This window comes from Halomonas citrativorans (assembly GCF_900163645.1).
Classification (GTDB): Bacteria; Pseudomonadota; Gammaproteobacteria; order Pseudomonadales; family Halomonadaceae; genus Vreelandella; species Vreelandella citrativorans.
Genome location: NZ_FUKM01000057.1, coordinates 310,221 through 330,885, shown reverse-complemented (window position 1 = coordinate 330,885; position 20,665 = coordinate 310,221). Strand labels below are relative to the sequence as shown.

Genomic DNA, 20,665 nt, shown 5'->3' with positions numbered 1-20,665 from the left:
TCAAGATAGACAAGTCTGATTTTTAACTAAATTTGACTTAGATCAAGCCTAAAATCATCTTCTCCCCTCATGGCTTCAGCTATAACGCTCATTGCCGATAAAAGTAAGCAAGCCATTAATGCACAGGCACACGCGCAGGTTATGGTCAGCTTTTCAACGTCGTTGTCATAAATTATCCTTTTCATGTGAGAAAACATAATGCTGAAGGTATTACACCGTATTACTATAGGCCGTAAGTTTATTCTGGTTCTCGCCTTGCCATTGCTAGCCATGACCTGGCTAGCAGTGTCAGGTATTTTAGAACGTAAAGCGATTGTGTCTGAAATGAATCATCTTCAGGAGATGACGGTACTGAGCCAGTATGCCGGTGACCTGGTTCATGAACTTCAGCGCGAGCGTGGTATGACAGCCGCCTTTTTAGGCAGCCGCGGGCAAAACTTTCGCACTGAGCTGCCTAGCCAGCGCAAGGTGACCGATGGACAGATTGAGAAGTTCAATCTTTATACCGAAAATCTTATCTTTTCTGAAGATGACACAAGCGTTCAAGAGCAGGTAGTTCAAGCTAAACAAATTTTGCATGAGATAAACACAATCCGTTTGCGCGCCGACAGGCTGGAAATACCAGGCGATCAATCCAACCGTTATTATACGGACATTAATGATTTTTTAATCAACATTGTCAGCCAACTTACCTTTAGCGTTGAGCGCGGAGAAATTGTTCGACAGCTCAATGCTTATTACAATTTGTTAAACATAAAAGAACTAGCGGGTATTGAGCGGGCCATGTTAACAACCGCTTTTAGTGCAGACGCCATGTCTTCTACCGCGTTCGCCAATTTGCTGTCGATCACAGGCCGATCAGAAGCATACCTTAAAACGTTTAATCAGCTTTCCAATGCCAGCCTGCAGAGCGAGCTGGCAGCTATACTGGAAAGTGATCTTGCTAAAACGCTTGCTGACATGCGACGTACCGCGGTGGAGCAAGGCACGGCTGGAGATTTCAATATCAATCACCAGCAGTGGTTTGACCAACAAACCATGCTGATTGACAGCCAGGCGGAAGTAGGACGAGAAGCGGCCGATCTTCTGCTTGAAACAGCCCAGAGCTTGCGTGACAACGCGGTCAGCGAGCTGGCGTATTATCTGGCGTGCTCCTTAGCGGCGGCTCTGTTAGCGGTTCTGCTTTCTGTGCTCATTGTCCGCAGTATTGTACGCCCGCTAAAAATAGCGCTTGAAAACATCCAGACACGTGGAGGAGATCTGACTCAGCGCTTGGCGATTCCAGGAAGCGATGAGTTGTCACAGCTTTATCAGGCGTTCAACGAATCAACGGCTAAAACGGAAGAGCTGGTGGCCAGCATCAAGCAGGGTGCTCAGTCTGTCGAAGTTGCCAGCAAGGAGATTGCCAAGGGGAATGCAGACCTTGCCCAGCGCACCGAAGAGCAATCTGCGTCGCTTGTGGAAACGGCATCCAGCATGGAGCAGATTACGGCCACCGTGAAGCAAAGTGCAGATACGGCTCAGGAAGCACGTCGTTCTACACAGGACATGGCAAGCCAGGCAAATTCCGCTAACGATATAGCCGAACGGGCGCGTATGGCGATGGAGCAGATCCATGAAGCCAATCAGCAAGTCACCGCGATAGTGGAAGCCATTGATAACATCGCTTTCCAGACCAATATCCTAGCCTTGAATGCCTCCGTAGAAGCCGCAAGAGCCGGGGAGCAAGGGCGTGGATTTGCAGTGGTAGCCTCAGAGGTACGTAACCTGGCAAGCCGAAGTGCAGAAGAAGCCAAGCAGATTCGAAAGCTGATCGACAATAACGTTAAAAGTATAGAAGACGGGGAAGAGCTTGTTACCTCAACAAGCGATACGCTAAAAAACATTGCAGAACGCGCTCAGCATACGGCTGCTTTGGTGTCAGAAATATCCGCAGCAACCACCGAACAGTCATCAGGCATTGAGCAAATTAATCAGGCGTTAACCCAGTTGGAAGAAGTCACTCAGCAGAATGCTGCGCTGGTCGAGCAGGTCGCCACAGCGAGCCGCTCACTGGACGACCAAGCAGGCGACATGGCCAGCATGGTAGGTCGCTTTAAGGTCACCGAGGAAAGTAATACATTCGCATTAGCGCATCACAGCTACTGAGACCCTTTCATGAAACGCCCGCCGACGAAACATGGCGGGGCGTTTCATGAATGACGTGCCAATAATGAATGGCCTATCCAGCGCTCATTTGCCTGCAAGATCAGCTCAGAGTGAGTCATGTGCAAATATCTCCCTGAGCCTGCTAACAGGCATGCCTGCCCTCATGGTATTCGGTGCGCTCGCACTGGTGCACTTCATTGTTCATCTGCGCTTTTTTCCTACATATTGGCTAGGCTAAATCGCACCGGGACGCTCTAAAGCGTATCCTCTTCACCACACTGATCGTGCTTATCATCGTGGCCGGTACGATCTGGATGCTATGGGACCAACATGCCCGCATGATGGGATAGTTCGCAACGAGCCATACTTATGACCAACGTCGCCATCTTTATTGATACACAAAACGTCTACTACACCACGCGGGATGCATATCGGAGAAACTTTGATTACAACCGGTTTTGGGCGCAAGCCACCGCCAACAGAGACGTGGTGGGTGCGTTTTGCTATGCCATTGATAAAGGCGATAAGAAACAGCGCGAGTTTCAAAATATACTCAGAGCCATTGGTTTTGAGGTGAAGCTAAAGCCCTTTATTCAACGCGCCGATGGTTCTGCCAAGGGCGATTGGGATGTGGGTATTGCGCTGGATGCCATCGAGTACGCAGAGCACGCCGACGTTATCGTACTGGTAACGGGTGATGGCGATTTTGACCTGCTGGTGAATAAAATTCGCGTCAAGTATGGGAAAAAAGTAGAGGTATATGGCGTCCCCCAGCTCACCGCTGCGTCACTAATGAACGAAGCGAGCGCGTTTATTCCCATTAAGGAAGACCTGCTGCTGCGCTAATTCTTACGCTTGCCCCGCTCATCTCAAGCCCTATCCCCGCGCCGAAGCCACACGCATCAAGAGGCGCTTTCCCTTGACGTGTCAGCACAGGCGGGTAGCGCCATTACAACACGTAGCCCGCCACCGGTTCGGTTTTTGAGCGCCAATCTGCCGCGATGCGCCATGACGATACTGCGCACAAGTGATCACTCAAGTCAGCACGAAAACGGCGTGGTAACCCCTACGCGGGCGTGGTGTATGACCTCACGGACAATCACTCGCTATATGCAAGCTACACCAGCACATTCACGCCGCAAACCCGTGAAACCACCAGCGGCGCCACGGTTAAACCCATCGTGGGCGACAGCTATGAAACCGATGGCATCGACCTGGAGATCGCCGGCTCTTTGACGCCCAACTGGAATGTTTACGGTGGCTACACTTACCTGCACTTCCGCCGTGTGGACTCGGATGGCAGCAGCGACCCATCGCATCTGTTCAAGCTTTCCACTACGTATGAACCGTCCGGTTTCTTGAACCGCATGACCTTCGGCGGCGGTGTGTACGCGCAAAGCAACACCCATGCGATATCAGGCCCGGCAGGCCAACCTACAAACGGCGTCAGCACAGGTTCCACTGCCGTCAACTGGCCCGGCTACGCCATCGTTAACGCCATGGCAAAATACGATATCAACGATGAAACCAGCGTAACGCTTAACGTCGACAACCTGCTCGACCAACGCTACTACAACCGCTACGGCTTACGGCGCCCCACGTAGTGCCTCGCTTACGTTGAGGACTGAGTTTTAAGGGGTTTAGAGTAAATGAGGCAGCCGCGCGATTGCGCGGCTTTTTATTGAGCTACATAACTTCTAAATCTTGCACTAAAACCATGGATCTAATTTAAATGTTGCTCAAAAAGCAACAAAGATAACGTTCCTGCTTCTCCTTTCCACCCGTGAAGTCACTTAGGGTTAGTCTTCCTAATAACGTTGCCAATAGGCACATCAATAACGGCAAGGACAGGCAATGTTTACCGATAAGCAAATACAAGATGCAATCGTTCTGCGACAAACTCTCCACAAGCAGCCTGAGCTTAAATACCAAGAAACCCAAACCGCCAAGCTAGCCGCCGAACGATTACGCGCGCTTGGCTACAAGGTAACTGAGGGTATTGCGACAACAGGGATCCTGGCGGAACTGGATACCGGCCGCGAAGGTCCTGTGATCGCGTTTCGTGCTGATATGGACGCGCTTCCTATTCACGAAGCCAATACGTTTGGCCATCGTTCGCAGAATGAAGGTCTTATGCACGCCTGCGGACATGACGGACACACCGCCACGCTACTACTCGCCGCCGAAGTCATCATGGAAAAGCGTGATGAACTGTGTGGGCATCTCAAGTTGCTTTTTCAACCAGCGGAAGAAGGCGGCAACGGTGCGGATGCGATGGTCAAGGCTGGGGTGCTTGAAAACCCTAGAGTGGAAGCCGTATTTGGCTACCACAATCGCCCCGGCTTTCCTGAAGGCCAACTGTTCGTAAAGCCCGGTCCGGCTATGGGTGGCAACGACACGTTCAAAGTCATCATCGAGGGCGTCTCTGGCCATGCGGCCATGCCTCACTTGGCCATTGATCCGATCTACGTTGGCGCCTCGCTAGTACAACAATTGCAAGGGTTGGTGGCCCGTCACAAATCACCCTTGGAATCCGGTGTGATTACCGTAGCGTCCTTTCATGCAGGCGATGCAGCCAACGTAATCCCCGGCGCCGCAGAGCTCGTGGTGAATATTAGAAGTGACCGCCCCTCATCCCGCGATGCGCTGGCTGGCAAGCTTGAGCAGGTCACTAAAGGCGTGTGTGATGCCCATGGCGCCAGCTTCAAACTTGAACACATTCACCAGATTCCACCACTATCCAATGATCCCGAATGGTCTGAACGGGTGTTAGCACTCGCCTCCAAATATGTAGTCAGTAACGACATTCAGCAGTTGGATTACATGCCCACCATGGGTGCCGAAGACTTTGCGTTCTACCTACAGGAAGTGCCTGGCTGCTTTTTCTTCGTCGGTAACGGCGACAGCGCTTATCTTCACAACGAACACTACGACTTTAACGACAACATATTACAGGTAGCAGGTGGCATGTTTGTTGCTTTAGCAAAAGGGCTACTGTTACGCAGCTGACAACCTTTTTACAACCAAAAAATTTCTAAAAACAAGGGTTAACACTATGCAGTCTGTACTCGCTTCTATTGAACGCGTAGGTAACAAACTTCCTCATCCGTTCATCCTATTTACCATCCTCGCCGTAGTGGTTGTAGTTATCTCAGCCATGCTCGCCACGTTTGGCGTCTCGGCGATCAACCCACAAACCGGCGACACCGTCTATGTCCAAAGCCTGCTATCAGGCGATGGTTTAGAATTCATGCTGACCAGTGTGGTCAGTAACTTCGTCAATTTCCCACCGCTTGGGCTTATTTTGGTGGTGATGTTCGGTATTGGCTTGGCCGATAAGGTCGGCCTGATGTCGACGCTGATGCAGGTAAGCGTCGCCAAAGCCCCGCCCTCACTGCTAACCTTCTGCGTATTTTTGGCGGGCATCTGCGGCAGTATTGCTTCTGATGCCAACTACCTGATTTTGATACCGCTGGCCGCCATGCTGTATCACTCGGTGGGCCGTCACCCTATTGCGGGCGCTGCCGCAGCCTACGCCGCCGCCGGTGCAGGTTTTGATGCCAGCCTGTTTATTACTGTCGGGGACGCGCTGTTTGCCGGCATCACTACCGAAGCAGCACGGTTGGTCGATCCTGATGCCTATATTTCGCCAGTTGATAACTACTATTTTGTGGCCTGCTCAGTATTCGTGCTTGCCATTGCGGGTACGCTGATTATCGATAAGGTGGTTGAACCGCGGCTCACGCGCACGCTGCCGATGAGCAAGGATTTTAAGACGGATATCGTCAAGCCGGAGTTAACACCGGAAGAGAAGTTAGGCCTTAAGCGGGTCGGCTTCGCCACCTTGATCTATCTGGCGCTGATCCTGATTGCCGTTATTCCTGAAGCATCCCCGCTGCGTAACGAAGAGGGCGGGCTAATTCCGTCACCTTTCCTACGCTCGCTGGTGCCACTCATGTTTGGCTATTTCGTGACCATCGGCCTAGTGTACGGCATTACCACCGGCAAGATAACGACCAGCCGCGACGTCCCCCAGCGCATGGCCGAATCAGCAAGCGACTTGGCGCCCACGCTGGTGCTGTTCTTCGCCATTGCACAGTTCATCGCCTACTTCCGCTGGTCGGAGCTTGGTCAGTACATTGCCATCGAGGGTTCGAACATTCTGCAGAGCACCGGCTTTACCGGCCTGCCGCTGGTGGGGGCATTCATTGCCATGAGTGCGGTACTCAACGTGTTCATGACCAGCGGCTCGGCCCAGTGGGCGCTGATGGCCCCAGTATTCGTGCCGATGCTGATGATGATCGATTTCGACCCCGCTTTCGTACTGGCCATGTTCCGCATCGGTGATTCCAGCACCAATATCATTTCCCCCATGAGCCCGTACTTCTCGGTTGCCCTGGTGTACATGCAGCGCTACAAGCCGGACATGGGGCTGGGCACGCTGATAGCCACCATGCTGCCGCTAGCGGTTACCTTCCTGCTCGCCTGGTCCGCCTTTTTGATGTTCTGGCTAGCCATGGGGTGGCCGATCGGCCCCGGCGTTTACATGATGGCGAACTGATTACTGCATCGTCAGCATCAGCTTCCATAAATAGTCGGCAGCGGGTGAAAGCCTTCTGCCGACTCTTCTTACCAGATTGCCCTGACTGCTGGCTGCCAGTGGGTGCGCCACGGGAATTGCTCTGAGCTGCCCTTCGTCCACCTCATTGCGTGCAGCCGCCGCGGTCATGAACGACACCCCAATACCGGCACTCGCCATGCGCCGTGAAACAGAATGCAGGTTGCAACGGTAGGCGGGCGTGGCGGGTTGCCCGGCGGCGCTAAACAACGCATTTACAAACTGCTGCGACCCCGATACATCGGGCAGAAAAATAAGCTTGTGCTGCAAAAGCTCTGCTACCGTAACACTCTCCTGCCGGGCCAGCGGATGAAAAGGTGCCACCAGGGCACATAGCGGGCCGCGCTCAAAGGAGTGTACCACCAGCCTCGGATCCGAGATTGGCCCATAGGTAATCGCAATATCCACCTCGTCGTTGGCCACCATCTCGTGGGGCTCACGGGGGTAGTAGATGCCCGTTTTGATCTCGATCAGCACGTCCGGGTAATGTTCGGAGACGCGCTTCATCACGTAGTTGATAAAGCTATCCACAAACCCATCGCCCACCGAAACCACGACCTTCCCCGCCTGTAGATTGCGCAACCGGGAAAGCGTATCCCCCAGCTCCGAGTTGAGCCGCCGCTGGGCAAGAAAGCTATCCACCACCAGCAGCCCCGCCTCGGTTAACATCATATGGCGCCCCTGCCGCTCTAATAGCGCCATTCCCAGCTCTCGCTCAAGGCTGCGAACCTGCCGACTCACCACGGAGGGGTTAATATGCAAATGCTCAGCCGCCGCGCGAATACCGCCGCAACTGCTTACTTCCAGCAGGTAGAAGGCGCGTTTATCGAGTATGTTCATTGGTAACTCGTATAGGCTGAGAGATTATAAAATGTGCTAATGAGTTAGCATCTGGCATCGTATCGTTCTCAATGCAACGAAGCGATATCGGTGATAGGAGCAGGCGGTGATAACGCCAGACTCAATTTCATAGCGCGCACCTCCTCTGCAGGTGGCTGACCAAATAGCCGCTTGAACTCCCTGCTGAACTGGGAAGGGCTTTCATAGCCTACCCGGCTCGCCGCAGCAGCGGCGGTCAATCCATCACGAATCATCAACAGCCGCGCATGGTGCAAGCGCGTCGATTTGATGTACTGGATAGGCGAGGTTTGAGTGACGGATTTGAAGTGCGCATGAAACGCCGGAGCGCTCATTCCCACCTCATGGGCGAGCGTGCCCACTTCCAGCGGAGCGGCGTAATGTACATGGATGCGGCGTAGCGCCTTGGCTATCTTCCCGAACTGCCCATAGTGGGATAACGCCGAGCGAACGCTTCCGCCCTGCTCGCCGGTCAGTACCCGGTAGCAAATCTCTCTCACGATGGACGGTGCTAGAATGCGTGCATCCGCAGGCGTTGCCAGCGCATCCAGCAAGCGTAGCGTTGCACCGGCAAGCGATTGATCAAGCGGTGTGGAAAGCATGCCGCGGGGTGGGGTTGGCTGAACATCGACCGTTTCATCCAGCTGGGTGACAAGCTCTGCAATGACCGCTGTATCAAGGCGGATCGCAATCCCCAGCATCGGTACGTCAGGGCTCGCCTCTGTCTCTGAAATAAACGGCAGAGGTACCGCTAGCACCAGATAGTGATGCGCATCATAAAGATACACTTCGCTGCCCAGATAGCCCCGCTTACGCCCCTGGCAGATGATGACGATGCTCGGCTCATATAGCACCGGGGTGTTTTTGAGCGTCCGGTTTGAGCGCATCAGGCGCACCTCATCCACCAGCGACTGGGTATATCCCTCGCGCGGGGCGAGTTGATATAACCGTTCGATTATCCGGCGCTGCACTACCGCATCGCTACTCGCTACCATGAGCAACCTCGTTCAATGCTCTCACTATTCGCCCTCGTTGATCGCCACTGAGACTGCCAGTGTCTGAGCCAACATAAGAGTAATAGTATAGGCTGTTGGGTCAGTTTCCTGCCTCCAGCCCGCCAATTAATAGCTTTAGGCAAGCATGCAAGAGGATCGTCTATATTGCCGTTCGTGGGCATCCCCTACGCTTTCCCTGTACTTTCCCACAACAGGAAAAACGCATGACCAGCCTATCGAACGTCCCCTCTAAAGTTGTTTTATTGACCGGCGCCAGCAGCGGTATTGGTGAAGCCACGGCCCGCGAACTGGCCAAGCAAGGCCATCGCCTAATTATTGGTGCGCGACGTACCGACCGACTGGAAGCACTGGCGCGCGAATTGTGTGCCAACGGCAGCACAGTTGATTACCAGGCCCTGGATGTCACTAGCCGTGAAGATATGCAGGCGTTTGCCGAGTTTGCGATCACCACCCATGGCCGCATCGATGTCATCATCAATAATGCAGGCGTTATGCCACTTTCCCCGCTGGCAGCGCTCAAGGTAGATGAGTGGAACCGCATGATCGATGTGAACATTCGTGGCGTACTAAACGGAATCGCGGCGGTTCTTCCCACCATGCAGGCGCAACAGGCGGGGCAGGTTATCAACATCTCCTCCATCGGCGGGCTGAGTGTCGTGCCCACCGCCGCCGTGTACTGCGCGACCAAATACGCCGTGCGCGCCATTTCTGACGGCCTGCGCCAGGAAACCAACTGCCTGCGCGTCACCTGCGTTTATCCCGGCGTTGTGGAGTCGGAGTTGGCCAACACCATCACCGACAAGGAAGCCGCCGAGGCCATGGAAGCTTACCGCCAGATTGCCCTTAAACCCGAGGCCATTGCTGCCGCCATCGCCCATGCTATCAACCAGCCTGACGACGTCGACACCAGCGATATTGTGGTGCGGCCTACTGCTAGTCAGTAGTTTTTTAGTGGTGAAACGTGCCTGGGTATCGGGCTGAGGTGGTAATCAGGCACGTCCTTGGTGAGCGTTAAGGCACTTTCCGAGGGTGTAATTACTGTATCTAGAGAATTAGCATCAAGCTGGAGAACGAACATCTAACGGCCACATCTGCTTAAGCCGATTAACCGTATGCGACCACTTAGGCGCGGTAGGCTTGCACACCGTATTTTGATTACCAAACAGCCCCACTTCGCTGAACGCCTGCGCACGCTCGACGGTATAGAGCCAGCGCACCGGCACCAGGTACTCAGCGTTGTCTTCCTCGTCATTAAGCTCTTGATACAAGTGCGGGTAATCATCTGGACGCACTATATCGAGTAACGTTTTGGGGCCGTTTTCCGTTTCAAACGGGTATTCCGTGGCCTGGCTGCGCTCGCCGATAACCTCTCCAACGCCCACGTAACCTGTTTTAGGGATATTGACCCACACCCGGTCGCCTTCTGAAAGCATTGCCAGCGTTTTGGAATACCACGTAGCACCGCCACCGGCGATAAAACCCAAGCGCCGAGCAAGCTCCCACGGCCGGTCGTCACCAAATGAGGCGTAGAACTCGCCGTTCCACGGTTCTTTATTGGCTTTACGTGCTACCGGCTTAGGCGGCTCATCAGGGTCAATCATCCAGGCGCGGCTGAGATAGCGATTGCCGTTATCTTCAAACGCGGAGAAGAACATGGCATTGATGGACAGCTGGGCGTGTTCGTTCAGGTAGTTGATAATGCGCTCGCTGCTGGCATCCAACTGCGTAGCGACCACGACCAGTTGATGGCTCTCGTTGAGTGTCACACTATCCAGCGCCATACCAAACTTGGCCTCAAAGGCTTCGCCCAAAGTGACAAGCGTACGCCCATAGCACTCGGCAAACTGCTGGTAAATATCAATCAACTGGTAATCGGCAAGTGTCACCACCCAAGAGGCGTAGTCGATAGCCTGAGCGACGACATCACGCGGGGTTTTATCGCGCTTTAGCTCTATCACAATTACCGTGCCGTTGGCGTCTACGGCCAGTAGATCGATCAGCTTACCAAAGCCGGTACGCACCTGACGGCCGATCAGCAGCCAGTCCCGATTCAGAATTGAGACATCCTGCATAATCTGCTCTTCCAGCAGGCTTTCATCCGCCAGCCCCGTTGGTAGCAGCTTTTGTGGAAGCGCGCCAGGAGTGTTCGCGAGCTTCCAGATTCCTTGCTCAATGGCCATAGTAATTTGCCACCCTACAGGTGTTAAAAAGTGTTGCCTTTCGAAACGTGGGCGCCTAGTATTTACGCCAACACGGCCCCTATCGGTGAAACTGCCACGCAGTAGCATTGCTTAGGGGTTTTTTATTGCCTTGCTTCCCATTCCCACTGCTCCCAGCCTTCTATAATTCCCATGCCTTTTAGATTTAGCCCTGCTTCGCGCAAATCTGGGAAACTGCTTAACAACTCTGATAAGCGGGCCCACCAAGTGCTCGTCGGGTTAACCGTCATCAATAGGTACTGAACAATACAGAACAGTAGGAAAGGACGCGCCTGAACATGGGAGTTTTGCCAGCCCAGGGAAAATAGAGAGGCCTCACTATGGGCGGGCTTACGCGGCTGGTCCGTCATATTGCGATTCCACAACCGACTATGATGGGCACATACATTGCGTAAATAATTCAAGCTGCGCAGCCATGCGTCCGGCAACCGTACTCATCGGAGCCAACAAAGGTAGGCCGCCCTGACGGTCGGTGATGGTCTCGTAGGCGATGCAGGTGGCACAACTTTCGATAAGGCCCCGGGTCAAGGCTTCCTCGGCGGCCAAGAGGAGGTAAGTGAACAGCGTTTGGCCCCCCTTGAGGCGTTTGATTTCTTCGGACTGCGGCTCCTTAACCTTGAGTATAAGCTCAGCACTGCCCCACACCTTAGCCACATCAGCCTCGGTGCGGACGCCTGCGGCTTCATAGGTAGCACCCGCGAAACCAACGCCCTCTCCTGCCCCGGCCTGCACGGTGACGGTGTGACCACGGCTGACCAGCTCGCGGGCGCCGGCGAGGGTCAAGGCGACACGATATTCGTGGTTTTGATTTCCTTGGAAATAGCAATCTGCATGATCATTATCTCTTTTTGTTAGGAGGCCGAGCGCATGACCCTCCGGTCATGCGCTGATATTGGTAGACCCGGCTCGATCAGGAGGGGAAAGAGAACTGTGCGCCCTCACGAACCCCGGCCGACGGCCAGCGCTGGGTGATCGTCTTGCGCCGCGTGTAGAAACGTACCGCATCGGGGCCATAGGCGGAAAGGTCGCCAAACAACGAACGCTTCCAACCGCCGAAGCTGTGGTAGGAGACCGGCACCGGTAGCGGCACGTTGATGCCCACCATGCCAACCTGAATACGGTCGCTAAAATAACGTGCCGCTTCCCCATCGCGGGTATAGATGCAAGTGCCGTTGCCATACTCGTGATCGTCGATCAGTTTCATCGCCTCATCCATGGAACCGGCGCGCACCACCAGTAGTACCGGGCCGAATATCTCCTCTTGGTAACAGGTCATCTCGGGTGTCACCCGATCGATCAGGGTGCCGCCCACGTAAAAGCCATTATCGTGCCCCGGCACCTGAACACCGCGCCCATCGACCACGATGGTGGCGCCCTGCTGTTCGGCACTGTCGATATAGCCGCAGACCTTCTCCTGGTGCGCCTTAGTGATCACCGGGCCGAAATCGTTGCTCTTGTCGGAGAAGGGGCCGACCTTGAGCGACTTCATCTGCTCCTGCATCTTGGCGATCAGCGTATCGGCGGCTTCGTCGCCCACGGCCACCGCAACGGAAAGCGCCATGCAGCGCTCGCCCGACGAACCGAAGGCCGCCCCGTTCAAGGAGTTGACCACGTTGTCCATGTCGGCGTCGGGCATGACGATGGCGTGGTTCTTGGCGCCGCCCAAGGCCTGGCAACGCTTGCCGCTAGCGCTTGCCCGGGAGTAGATGTATTCAGCGATCGGAGTGGAGCCGACGAAGCTGACGGCCTGCACGCGCGGGTCGTCGAGCAGAGTGTCGACGGCTTCTTTGTCACCGTTGACCACATTGATCACGCCGGCGGGCAGCCCCGCCTCTTGGGCCAGCTCGGCAATGTAGAGTGCCGAGCTGGGGTCACGCTCGGAGGGCTTGAGAACAAAAGTGTTGCCGCAGGCGATGGCCATGGGATACATCCACAGCGGCACCATCGCCGGGAAGTTGAACGGCGTGATGCCAGCCACCACGCCCAAGGGTTGGAACTCGCTCCAGGAGTCGATGCTGGGGCCGGTATTCTTGCTGTGCTCGCCCTTGAGCAGCTCCGGGGCGTAGCAGGCGTACTCCACATTCTCGATACCCCGGGCGAGTTCGCCCCGCGCATCATGCACTATCTTGCCGTGCTCTTGGCCGACCAGGCGGACGATTTCGTCGGCATGCTCTTCCAGCAGTTGCTTGAAGCGGAACATGATCCGGGCGCGCTTGGCGGCCGGGGTGTCACGCCAGGCCGGATAGGCGGCCTCGGCAGCGGCAATGGCCTCCTCGACGGTAGCTTTGCTCGCCAAGCTCACCTGGCCGGCAACCTCGCCGACGGAGGGGTTGAAGATATCCTGGGTACGCTCTTCGCGGTCGACACGCACACCGTTGATCAGATGGCCGAGTGTTGTCATGAGTTGCCTCTTGTTGGGTCTGTCGGTTTAGTCTGCAGAAGTAAGAGCTTCAGTTCAGTTCGCTGATGGCATCGCCTATCACATTGACGACGCGGTCGATCTCCTCACGCTCGACGATAAAGGGCAAGCCGAGCTGAATGGTGTCACCGCCGTAGCGCACGTAGAAGCCTTTTTCCCAGCACTTCATAGCGATCTCGTAGGGTCGGCGGGCCGGCTCACCAGGGTAGGGTTCGATCTGCAAGGCGCCAGCGAGTCCATAGTTACGGATATCGCTGATATAACGCGTGCCCTTAAGCCCGTGAAGCGCTTCTTCGAAGACTGGGCTCATCTCGCGCACGCGGTCGATCAGGCATTCCTGCTCGAGCACGTCCAGAGCCGATAGGGCTGCGGCACAGGCCACCGGGTGCCCGGAATAGGTGTAGCCATGGGGCAGCTCAAGCATGTAGTCGGCACCACCCTGCTCCATGAAGGTGTGATAAATCTCACTTTGAACGATCACGCCGCCCATGGGGACCGCACCGTTGGTCAGTTGCTTGGCGAAATTCATTATATCGGGAGTGACGCCGAACTCCTCGGCACCGGTCATAGATCCCATGCGCCCAAAGGCGGTGATCACCTCGTCGAAGATCAGCAGGATATCGTGTTGGTCGCAGATCTCGCGCAGCCGCTGCAAGTACCCCTTCGGCGGCGGGATTACCCCTGCGGAACCAGCCAGTGGCTCGACGATCACCGCGGCGATATTGGAAGCGTCGTGCAGCGCGATCAACTCAAGCAGCTCGTCGGCCTTCTCGGCACCGCGATCGGGCATGCCACGGGTGAAGGCGTTCTCAGCAATCAGGGTGTGGGGCAGGTGGTCAGCATCGACGCCCTGCCCATAAAGCGCCCGATTGGCACCAATACCGCCCACACTGAAACCACCGAAATTGACGCCGTGATAGCCCTTGGCACGCCCGATCAGCTTGGTCTTGGTGGGTTTTCCTTTCTTACGCCAGTAGGCGCGGGCAATCTTCAAGGACGTATCGGCGCTCTCGGAACCCGAGCCGGTGAAAAAGGTGTAATCCAGACCTTTAGGTGTCAGCTCACGCAGACGATGAGCAAGTTCAAACGCCTTGGGATGCCCGAACTGGAAAGCAGGTGCATAGTCCAGCTCGCGCAACTGCTTGCTTACCGCGTCGGCGATTTCTGGGCGAGAGTGCCCAGCGCCACACGTCCACAATCCGGAGAGGCCGTCAAAAACCTGGCGACCCTGGGCATCGGTGAGATAACTGCCCTTGGCACCGGTGATGATACGCGGGTCGCGTTTGAACTGACGGTTGCCGGTGTAAGGCATCCAGTATGCGTCGAGTTGCTCGACGCTGAGCCCGGCAGTAGGGGAAAACTCTTGAGCTGACATATCTATTACCCTCTATAGAGTCTTGTCATTAATGGGGTTTAGAAAACCAGCCTAGAACGCCTCTTTGATAAGTTAAATAAACAACTAGTTTATTTCAAATAACTACTTACTTAACTTTTAAGCACGATGACGCTACGATGGGGGTTACATAAATCTCACTGTGTAGGTAAGGAGCAAGAAAAATATGGCACTTCGGAAAGTAGCGCCAATGGGGCAACCAAGCGACTCTGACCTTCGGCTCCTCAGAATTTATCGAAAAGTCGTGGAATGCGGGGGTTTCTCAGCGGCTGAAGTCGAATTAAGCATTAGCCGTGCTGCCATTAGCATGGCAATGAATGACTTGGAAACACGACTTGGCCTCCGCCTTTGTCAACGTGGCCGTAGTGGCTTTGCCCTAACGAATGAAGGCTCTGAAGTTTACCAATTGTCTCTACAGCTTTTAGCGGCAGTTGAGGGATTTCGCACTCAAGTCAACGGCTTGCATGCCCAGCTCAAAGGTGAGCTCAACATTGGTATTACCGATAACCTAGTAACCATGCCCGAAATGCATATAACTCATGCGCTTAATGCACTCAAAGAGAAAGGCCCCGATGTTCGTATCAACATTCGCATGATTCCGCCTAGTGATATTGAGCTAGCCGTTCTTGATGGACGCTTACATACCGGCGTTATTCCTAATCTCAAAACTCTACCAGGGCTTGACTACCTGACACTGTACGAAGAAACCTCAAGACTTTACTGCTCGACTGAACACCCACTATTTCACGCGAACAATATTACGGAAGAAGACTTACCACATTACGACGCTGTTGTACCCGCTTATGCCCAAACACCAGAAATAAAGGCAATGCATGAACCGCTTAAAGCATCAGCGTCAGCGACCGACCGCGAGGGCGTTGCTTTTCTTATACTGTCTGGGAGCTATATCGGATACCTACCCACTCATTATGCTGAGCGATGGGTACGCGACGGGCAGATGAAAGCACTGCCACCCAATAAATGGCATTACTTCACAGGTTACAGCGCCATCACCCGTAAAGGAGGGTTTTCTAATTTAGTTTTGGAAACATATTTTGATGAGTTGAATAAACTGATCAGCACCTCTCCAAACACTAATACTTAAGCATAATAGAGACGGGGTAATTACGTGCCAAAAACCAACTATGTTAAACAAAACCTTACGTTAGATTAATCAAATACTTATTTAAAATAAAAATTATTTACCCTAGCCTGAACTTCGCAATGTCAAGTTATTTGAAGAGCTTGATATAAATCAAAAAAACCTATTAGTGACAGGAGGGGTAAATCTATTTTTGATTAACTAGAAGTTGATCAAAGGTGGCTTTAATCTTTATCTAGATCTAGAAAACATAAACAGCAATAGCGGATAATTTTCAAGAACTAAAAACCATGCACTAAAGCTCAACACCCAGTCTATTAAGCTAATATATACTATAAAACTCTTCTTAATAAACAAAGTACAAGAAAGGAGTAGTAGAGATGCCGAAAAGATTACCGCTTACGAAGATTCGCACAAGCGTAGCGATTGCAGCCGTTGCTATGGCGAGCGTGGGCATTACGTCCCAAGCGCAAGCTAATGAGCGCTTCATATTGGCACATGCCATGCCAAGCGATCATATCTTCCACGCTATTTCTGAGCGTTTTATCGACGAGATTCAGGAAAGTGAGGAGTTTCAGATTGCCTACCACCAAGGTGGTGATTTAGGAGACTGGACGTCTCTATTTGAGCAATCCATGCAAGGCGTTGTGCCGATGACGCTGACTTGGGGTGCCTCGGAATTTGACGAACGCCTCGACCTCTCATGGCTTGGTTATGTTGTTTCGAACTGGGAAGACGCTCGGGATGTCTATGGGCCTAATGGCGAAATGCTAGAAGTCTATAACAGCATATTTCATGATCTCGACCTGCATACTATCGGCATTATCCCTACCGATTTTGGCTCCCTTGTTATCCGCAAAGGCGTAGGAGAAGTCCCTGTCAACTTCCCCGAAGATGGCAACAATATTAAGGTCCGTGTACCACCTGTCCCTATCGCCATTGACCGCTTCCGTAACCTTGGCTTCGCATCAGTACCTATTCCACTCTCAGAGGTCTATACCGCCCTACAGCTAGGTACAGTCGATGCCCGAGCCTTTTCGACTGCAGTAGAAACTTACCAGCAGCGAGATGTTCTGGAAACGAACATTCTTACCAATGACTACTTTGAAACTGCTTTCTGGCTAGTGAATAAAGACTGGTGGGAAGGACTTTCTGAGGAGAACCGCGACTTACTACAGAGCGCTGCCGACGACACTGTGCTGTGGTCTTGGGATGAGGCTCAGAGCTTGAGTGAAGAATTCCTGGATAAAGTGCGAGATTCAGGCATTGATGTCGTCGAACTCAGTGATGAGCAGATTGCCACTGCTGCACAAATTGTTCATGAAACAGAATGGCCTGAAATGGAGAAGCTGGTCGGCTCCGAAATTATGGCAAAACTGAGACAAGCCGCTGGTATTGAGTAAGACCCAAGGCCCGCGTTTAGTGGGCCTTTCTCTTTGGAGTAAAGTGATGCCAATACAAGAAAAGGAAAAAGACTTTTCCCCTGCGGATGAAAGCCATCAGGTAAGCCAGGTGGCAGAAGTGACTGCCGTGCCAAACTTTCCTGTTAGCCCACTCTATTCAGTTTTTTTAAAGTGTGAAGCCGCTTATGCAATGCTTCTCAAAAGTTCGCTGGCAATATTTAGCATTCTTTTGGGTGGCTTGATGTTTGGTCAAGTGCTAATGCGCTACGTCTTTAACTCCCCATTTCTAGGCATTGAAGAGATTGCGCTGCTGCTAGGAGCATGGATTTATTTTCCGGCTATTGCCTATACCACTAGAGAGGGCGAGCATATACGCGGCGGCATATTAGATCTTATTGTTAAATCTCGTAGCAAGACCCAAATCATCAATCTCTGCATGTCCCTACTGAGCATAGCTGTCTGCGTGGTGTTTGGTTACTTTGCCATTAAGTACGCCATGTTTGATTTCGATCGAGGTCGCTTGAGCTCCTATATGCGCTGGCCTAGGTGGTTGTGGTCTGCCTCATTAGTAGTGGGCTTTTTAGGCACTATATTAGCGTTGCTCATGCAAACGATTAACCAGTTCCTTGACCTTCGTCGCATACAAAAAGAAGAGAGGCAACGATGCTGATTTTTTCCCTAGCTCTCGGGATTATTGTAGCTTTATTACTCTTGGGAATGCCGATAGCCTTCGCCTTTGGTCTTGGTGCTCTTGTCTATTTGCTCAGCACTGGTGCTGATATCTCATTCCTTATTCCTTATGCATTTCAAACGACAACCAGTTTTGCGTTATTAGCGCTACCTCTTTTCGTATTAGCGGGCGTGGTAATGGCCCAAGCGGGGATATCCACACACTTACTCAACTTCATCAATGCCTTCGTAGGAAGAGTTAAGGGCGGCCTGGGAGCTGTTACCGTTATAACGTGTGCTCTTTTTGGAGCCATTTCTGGCTCATCTTCTGCCGCCATCGCAGCGATTGGCCAGATTATGATTCCGCGAATGGTTCGAGAGGGCTATCCTGTTGGCCATGCAACCGCCTTGGTAGCATGCTCTTCGGTACTTGCACTGCTCATCCCACCTTCGGTACCGATGATCGTCTTCGCGATAACGGGTGGGCTTTCCGTTAGCGCTGCCTTTCTTTCCACCGTCATTCCCGGCGTATTACTGATGATTATCTACGTCGGGTTGAATTTCTTTTTCCTGCGCAACAACCCCAACATACAAGTTGATGAAAAACTGCCTGTACGACAGGCTGGCATTAAGATCCTGAAAAGCGGTAAAAGCGCAATTTGGGCACTTCTAATGCCTATCATCATCCTGGGCACCATTTATGGAGGCATAGCGACGCCTACTGAGGCAGCAGCCATAGCCTTCGTATACGCCACCTTTGCTGGATTTGTGCTCTACCGCACTCTTAGCGTCAAGGCATTCTGGAATGGCTTGATTCAAGCCACATTGACGATTGGGTCAATCATTGCCGTGCTTTTCTTTCTCTTCATGATGAGCCGCGCCATGATCCTTCAACAGGTGCCGAGCCAAGTGACAGGCTTTCTACTGGGACTATCAGACAGCCCACTCGTCATTCTATTGCTTATAAATCTCGTTCTGCTTTTAATCGGCATGATTGTCGATGACATTTCCGGCAGCATCTTAGCTGCAGTTGTGCTGCTGCCATTAGCCACTGCTATTGGCGTACATCCTATTCATTTTGCCGCTATTGTTGGCGTCAATTTAGGGTTAGGTAATGTCTCACCACCATGCGCACCTATGCTTTATATGGCTGCAGGCGTTAGTAAAATATCTCTCGATAAGTACTTTGGGGTCACAATGAAGTTTTTGCTCTTTGGCCACCTTCCAATGGTACTGATAGTGACCTTCATACCTGAGTTATCACTGGCCCTACCTAGGTTTATTTTGGGCATTACCTAACAGGTATGCCCTATCGAGTGAGATAAGACGTAAGCTTACTTTTAGTAAAATATGATTCACCGAAACTAAACGTTACCGACCCGGGTCGGGGCAGATCAACAAGATGAAAAGTGGTCTTGTTTCGATCCAGTGCCAAATAGGCTGCAAGAAAAGAGCTAATCACTGCCAAGAAGGTTGTCCCAATTGTTGTGCCAGACTATGCCAAAACCGACGCGCGTTTACAAATGGTCATAGACAAAACAAAAGGGCTTACGAATAAACGTAAGCCCTTGATATGTCTGGCGCGCCCGGCAGGATTTGAACCTGCGACCCTCGGCTTCGGAGGCCGATACTCTATCCAACTGAGCTACGGGCGCATTGGGTGCGTATCGTACCTGTGCGGGCGTGCTGTGTCTAGCCGCGCGGCGGCTTTACTGTTCGCTTAATTGACCGTTTTGCTTCGTGTGATGCATGCTTTGCAGGCACTTTCCTTTATTACACATCCGGAACCTATAAAAATGAAAACATTCGCACAACATGCGCTGGCACTCTCTGTTTCCTTGGCGCTTTGCAGCTCAGCCTACGCGGCTAATTTTGACGATATGGACCCCGTGACTCTGCGCTTGGCGCACGTGGTCAACGAGCAGGATGGCTTTCATATCGCTGCTACCAAGTTTGAGGAGTTGGTGGAAGAGCGCACCGACGGCAAGGTGATCATTGATATCTACCCCAATGCTTCATTAGGCGATGAGCGTACGTTGTTGGAAGGCATGCAGATTGGCACCGTGGATATGGGATTGATTACCAATGGTCCGGTGGCCAACTTTGTCGAAGAGATGGCAGTGTTTGAGCTGCCCTTCCTGTTCCCGTCCCCTGAGGCGGCTTATGGGGTTTTGGACGGCGAAATCGGCCAGGAGCTTTTAGATAAGCTTTCCGACGTTAACCTGAAAGGCCTGGCCTACGCCGAACGCGGCTTTCGCAACCTGACCAATAGCGAGCGCGCAGTGAACACGCCGGCCGATATGGACGGCCTGCGCATTCGTGTGATGGAAAACCCCGTTTACACCGATACCTTCCGCGAGCTGGGCGCCAACGCCATTCCGATGGCCTGGACCGAAGCACTCACGGCGATGCAGCAGGGCACCATCGACGGTCAGGAAAACCCGGTAAACGTGGTCTACTCCTTTAAGCTGGGCGAAACGCAGAACTACATGACGCTCTCGCGCCATACCTATGCCCCGGCTATTTTTGTGATGGGCATGTCGGCCTGGAACCAACTGCCGGAAGAAGCACAGGCCGTTTTGGAAGAGGCTGCCCAGGAAGCCGCCGAGTATGAGCGTCAGGTTAATGCCGATATGGAAGCCGAACAGCTAGCCGCTCTGCAGGAAGCCGGTATGGAGATTAATGACTCGCCTGATATTGAGGCCTTCCAAGCTGCGGTGGTGCCGGTGTACGAGAAGTACGGCCAGCAGTTTGGCGACTATCTGCCACGCATCCAAGAAGCACTGGCGGAGTAAGCCACGCCTCACCAGTTGATTGATT

17 protein-coding genes, 1 tRNA gene and 1 pseudogene are annotated in these 20,665 nt (G+C 53.0%); 11 read left to right on the top strand and 8 right to left on the bottom strand.

Going from position 1 to position 20,665, the window contains the following annotated elements; genetic code table 11:
• Positions 1-198 precede the first annotated feature (198 nt).
• The 5 genes from CZ787_RS15380 to CZ787_RS15360 all read left to right on the top strand — a co-directional run bounded on the left by CZ787_RS15380 (position 199) and on the right by CZ787_RS15360 (position 6,709).
• A complete protein-coding gene (locus CZ787_RS15380) occupies positions 199-2,148 on the top strand; it encodes a methyl-accepting chemotaxis protein (protein ID WP_087110784.1) in 1,950 nt (649 codons plus the stop codon).
• Positions 2,149-2,517: 369 nt separating this feature from the next.
• Positions 2,518-2,994 carry an NYN domain-containing protein gene (locus CZ787_RS15375; protein ID WP_087110782.1) on the top strand — a complete coding sequence of 159 codons (477 nt, stop codon included), beginning with the start codon at positions 2,518-2,520 and terminating at the stop codon, positions 2,992-2,994.
• A gap of 233 nt (positions 2,995-3,227) precedes the next feature.
• On the top strand, positions 3,228-3,752 hold the full coding sequence (locus CZ787_RS15370; RefSeq protein ID WP_217883886.1) for a TonB-dependent receptor domain-containing protein: 525 nt from the start codon (positions 3,228-3,230) through the stop codon (positions 3,750-3,752).
• Between the two features lie 250 nt (positions 3,753-4,002).
• Positions 4,003-5,157 carry a M20 metallopeptidase family protein gene (locus CZ787_RS15365; protein WP_087110780.1) on the top strand — a complete coding sequence of 385 codons (1,155 nt, stop codon included), beginning with the start codon at positions 4,003-4,005 and terminating at the stop codon, positions 5,155-5,157.
• 46 nt (positions 5,158-5,203) lie between these two features.
• Positions 5,204-6,709 carry an AbgT family transporter gene (locus CZ787_RS15360; protein WP_087110778.1) on the top strand — a complete coding sequence of 502 codons (1,506 nt, stop codon included), beginning with the start codon at positions 5,204-5,206 and terminating at the stop codon, positions 6,707-6,709.
• Here the strand turns inward: CZ787_RS15360 and CZ787_RS15355 are convergent, their stop codons facing one another.
• Both CZ787_RS15355 and CZ787_RS15350 read right to left on the bottom strand, forming a co-directional pair.
• Complete coding sequence (locus CZ787_RS15355) at positions 6,710-7,606, bottom strand: LysR family transcriptional regulator (protein ID WP_087110776.1); 897 nt, start codon at positions 7,604-7,606, stop codon at positions 6,710-6,712.
• Between the two features lie 68 nt (positions 7,607-7,674).
• Positions 7,675-8,619, bottom strand: coding sequence for an AraC family transcriptional regulator (locus tag CZ787_RS15350; RefSeq protein WP_087110774.1), 945 nt, complete (start codon positions 8,617-8,619; stop codon positions 7,675-7,677).
• A gap of 224 nt (positions 8,620-8,843) precedes the next feature.
• On the opposite strand from CZ787_RS15350, the gene CZ787_RS15345 reads away from it, so the two are divergent.
• Complete coding sequence (locus tag CZ787_RS15345; RefSeq protein ID WP_087110772.1) at positions 8,844-9,584, top strand: SDR family oxidoreductase; 741 nt, start codon at positions 8,844-8,846, stop codon at positions 9,582-9,584.
• A 114-nt stretch (positions 9,585-9,698) separates the two neighbouring features.
• Here CZ787_RS15345 and CZ787_RS15340 read toward each other — a convergent pair whose 3' ends face one another.
• The 5 genes and pseudogenes from CZ787_RS15340 to CZ787_RS15320 all read right to left on the bottom strand — a co-directional run bounded on the left by CZ787_RS15340 (position 9,699) and on the right by CZ787_RS15320 (position 14,653).
• The gene (locus CZ787_RS15340; RefSeq protein WP_087110770.1) at positions 9,699-10,820 is read right to left on the bottom strand and encodes an endonuclease NucS domain-containing protein; all 1,122 of its coding nucleotides are present in this window, start codon (positions 10,818-10,820) and stop codon (positions 9,699-9,701) included.
• A 122-nt stretch (positions 10,821-10,942) separates the two neighbouring features.
• The gene (locus CZ787_RS15335) at positions 10,943-11,209 is read right to left on the bottom strand and encodes a hypothetical protein (protein WP_176372233.1); all 267 of its coding nucleotides are present in this window, start codon (positions 11,207-11,209) and stop codon (positions 10,943-10,945) included.
• Between the two features lie 55 nt (positions 11,210-11,264).
• Positions 11,265-11,692, bottom strand: a pseudogene (locus CZ787_RS15330) (alanine dehydrogenase); the annotation flags it as partial.
• A gap of 77 nt (positions 11,693-11,769) precedes the next feature.
• Positions 11,770-13,260 carry a CoA-acylating methylmalonate-semialdehyde dehydrogenase gene (locus CZ787_RS15325; RefSeq protein ID WP_087110768.1) on the bottom strand — a complete coding sequence of 497 codons (1,491 nt, stop codon included), beginning with the start codon at positions 13,258-13,260 and terminating at the stop codon, positions 11,770-11,772.
• 49 nt (positions 13,261-13,309) lie between these two features.
• Complete coding sequence (locus tag CZ787_RS15320) at positions 13,310-14,653, bottom strand: aspartate aminotransferase family protein (protein ID WP_087110766.1); 1,344 nt, start codon at positions 14,651-14,653, stop codon at positions 13,310-13,312.
• Positions 14,654-14,837: 184 nt separating this feature from the next.
• Between CZ787_RS15320 and CZ787_RS15315 the strand changes: the two genes are divergently transcribed.
• The 4 genes from CZ787_RS15315 (at position 14,838) to CZ787_RS15300 (ending at position 19,144) form a co-directional block, all read left to right on the top strand.
• Entirely contained in the window at positions 14,838-15,776 is a 939-nt protein-coding gene (locus CZ787_RS15315; RefSeq protein ID WP_087110764.1) for a LysR family transcriptional regulator, read from the top strand.
• A 377-nt stretch (positions 15,777-16,153) separates the two neighbouring features.
• Positions 16,154-17,176, top strand: coding sequence for a TRAP transporter substrate-binding protein DctP (dctP, locus tag CZ787_RS15310; RefSeq protein ID WP_087110762.1), 1,023 nt, complete (start codon positions 16,154-16,156; stop codon positions 17,174-17,176).
• Positions 17,177-17,222: 46 nt separating this feature from the next.
• On the top strand, positions 17,223-17,846 hold the full coding sequence (locus CZ787_RS15305) for a TRAP transporter small permease (protein WP_087110760.1): 624 nt from the start codon (positions 17,223-17,225) through the stop codon (positions 17,844-17,846).
• Positions 17,840-19,144: a TRAP transporter large permease gene (locus CZ787_RS15300; RefSeq protein WP_087110758.1), complete on the top strand. Its 1,305-nt coding sequence runs from the start codon at positions 17,840-17,842 to the stop codon at positions 19,142-19,144. The genes CZ787_RS15305 and CZ787_RS15300 overlap by 7 nt, the downstream gene beginning before the upstream one ends.
• A gap of 279 nt (positions 19,145-19,423) precedes the next feature.
• Here CZ787_RS15300 and CZ787_RS15295 read toward each other — a convergent pair.
• Positions 19,424-19,500 (bottom strand) — tRNA-Arg (locus CZ787_RS15295).
• 141 nt (positions 19,501-19,641) lie between these two features.
• On the opposite strand from CZ787_RS15295, the gene CZ787_RS15290 reads away from it, so the two are divergent.
• Complete coding sequence (locus tag CZ787_RS15290) at positions 19,642-20,640, top strand: TRAP transporter substrate-binding protein (RefSeq protein ID WP_087110756.1); 999 nt, start codon at positions 19,642-19,644, stop codon at positions 20,638-20,640.
• The last annotated feature ends 25 nt before the right edge of the window (positions 20,641-20,665 follow it).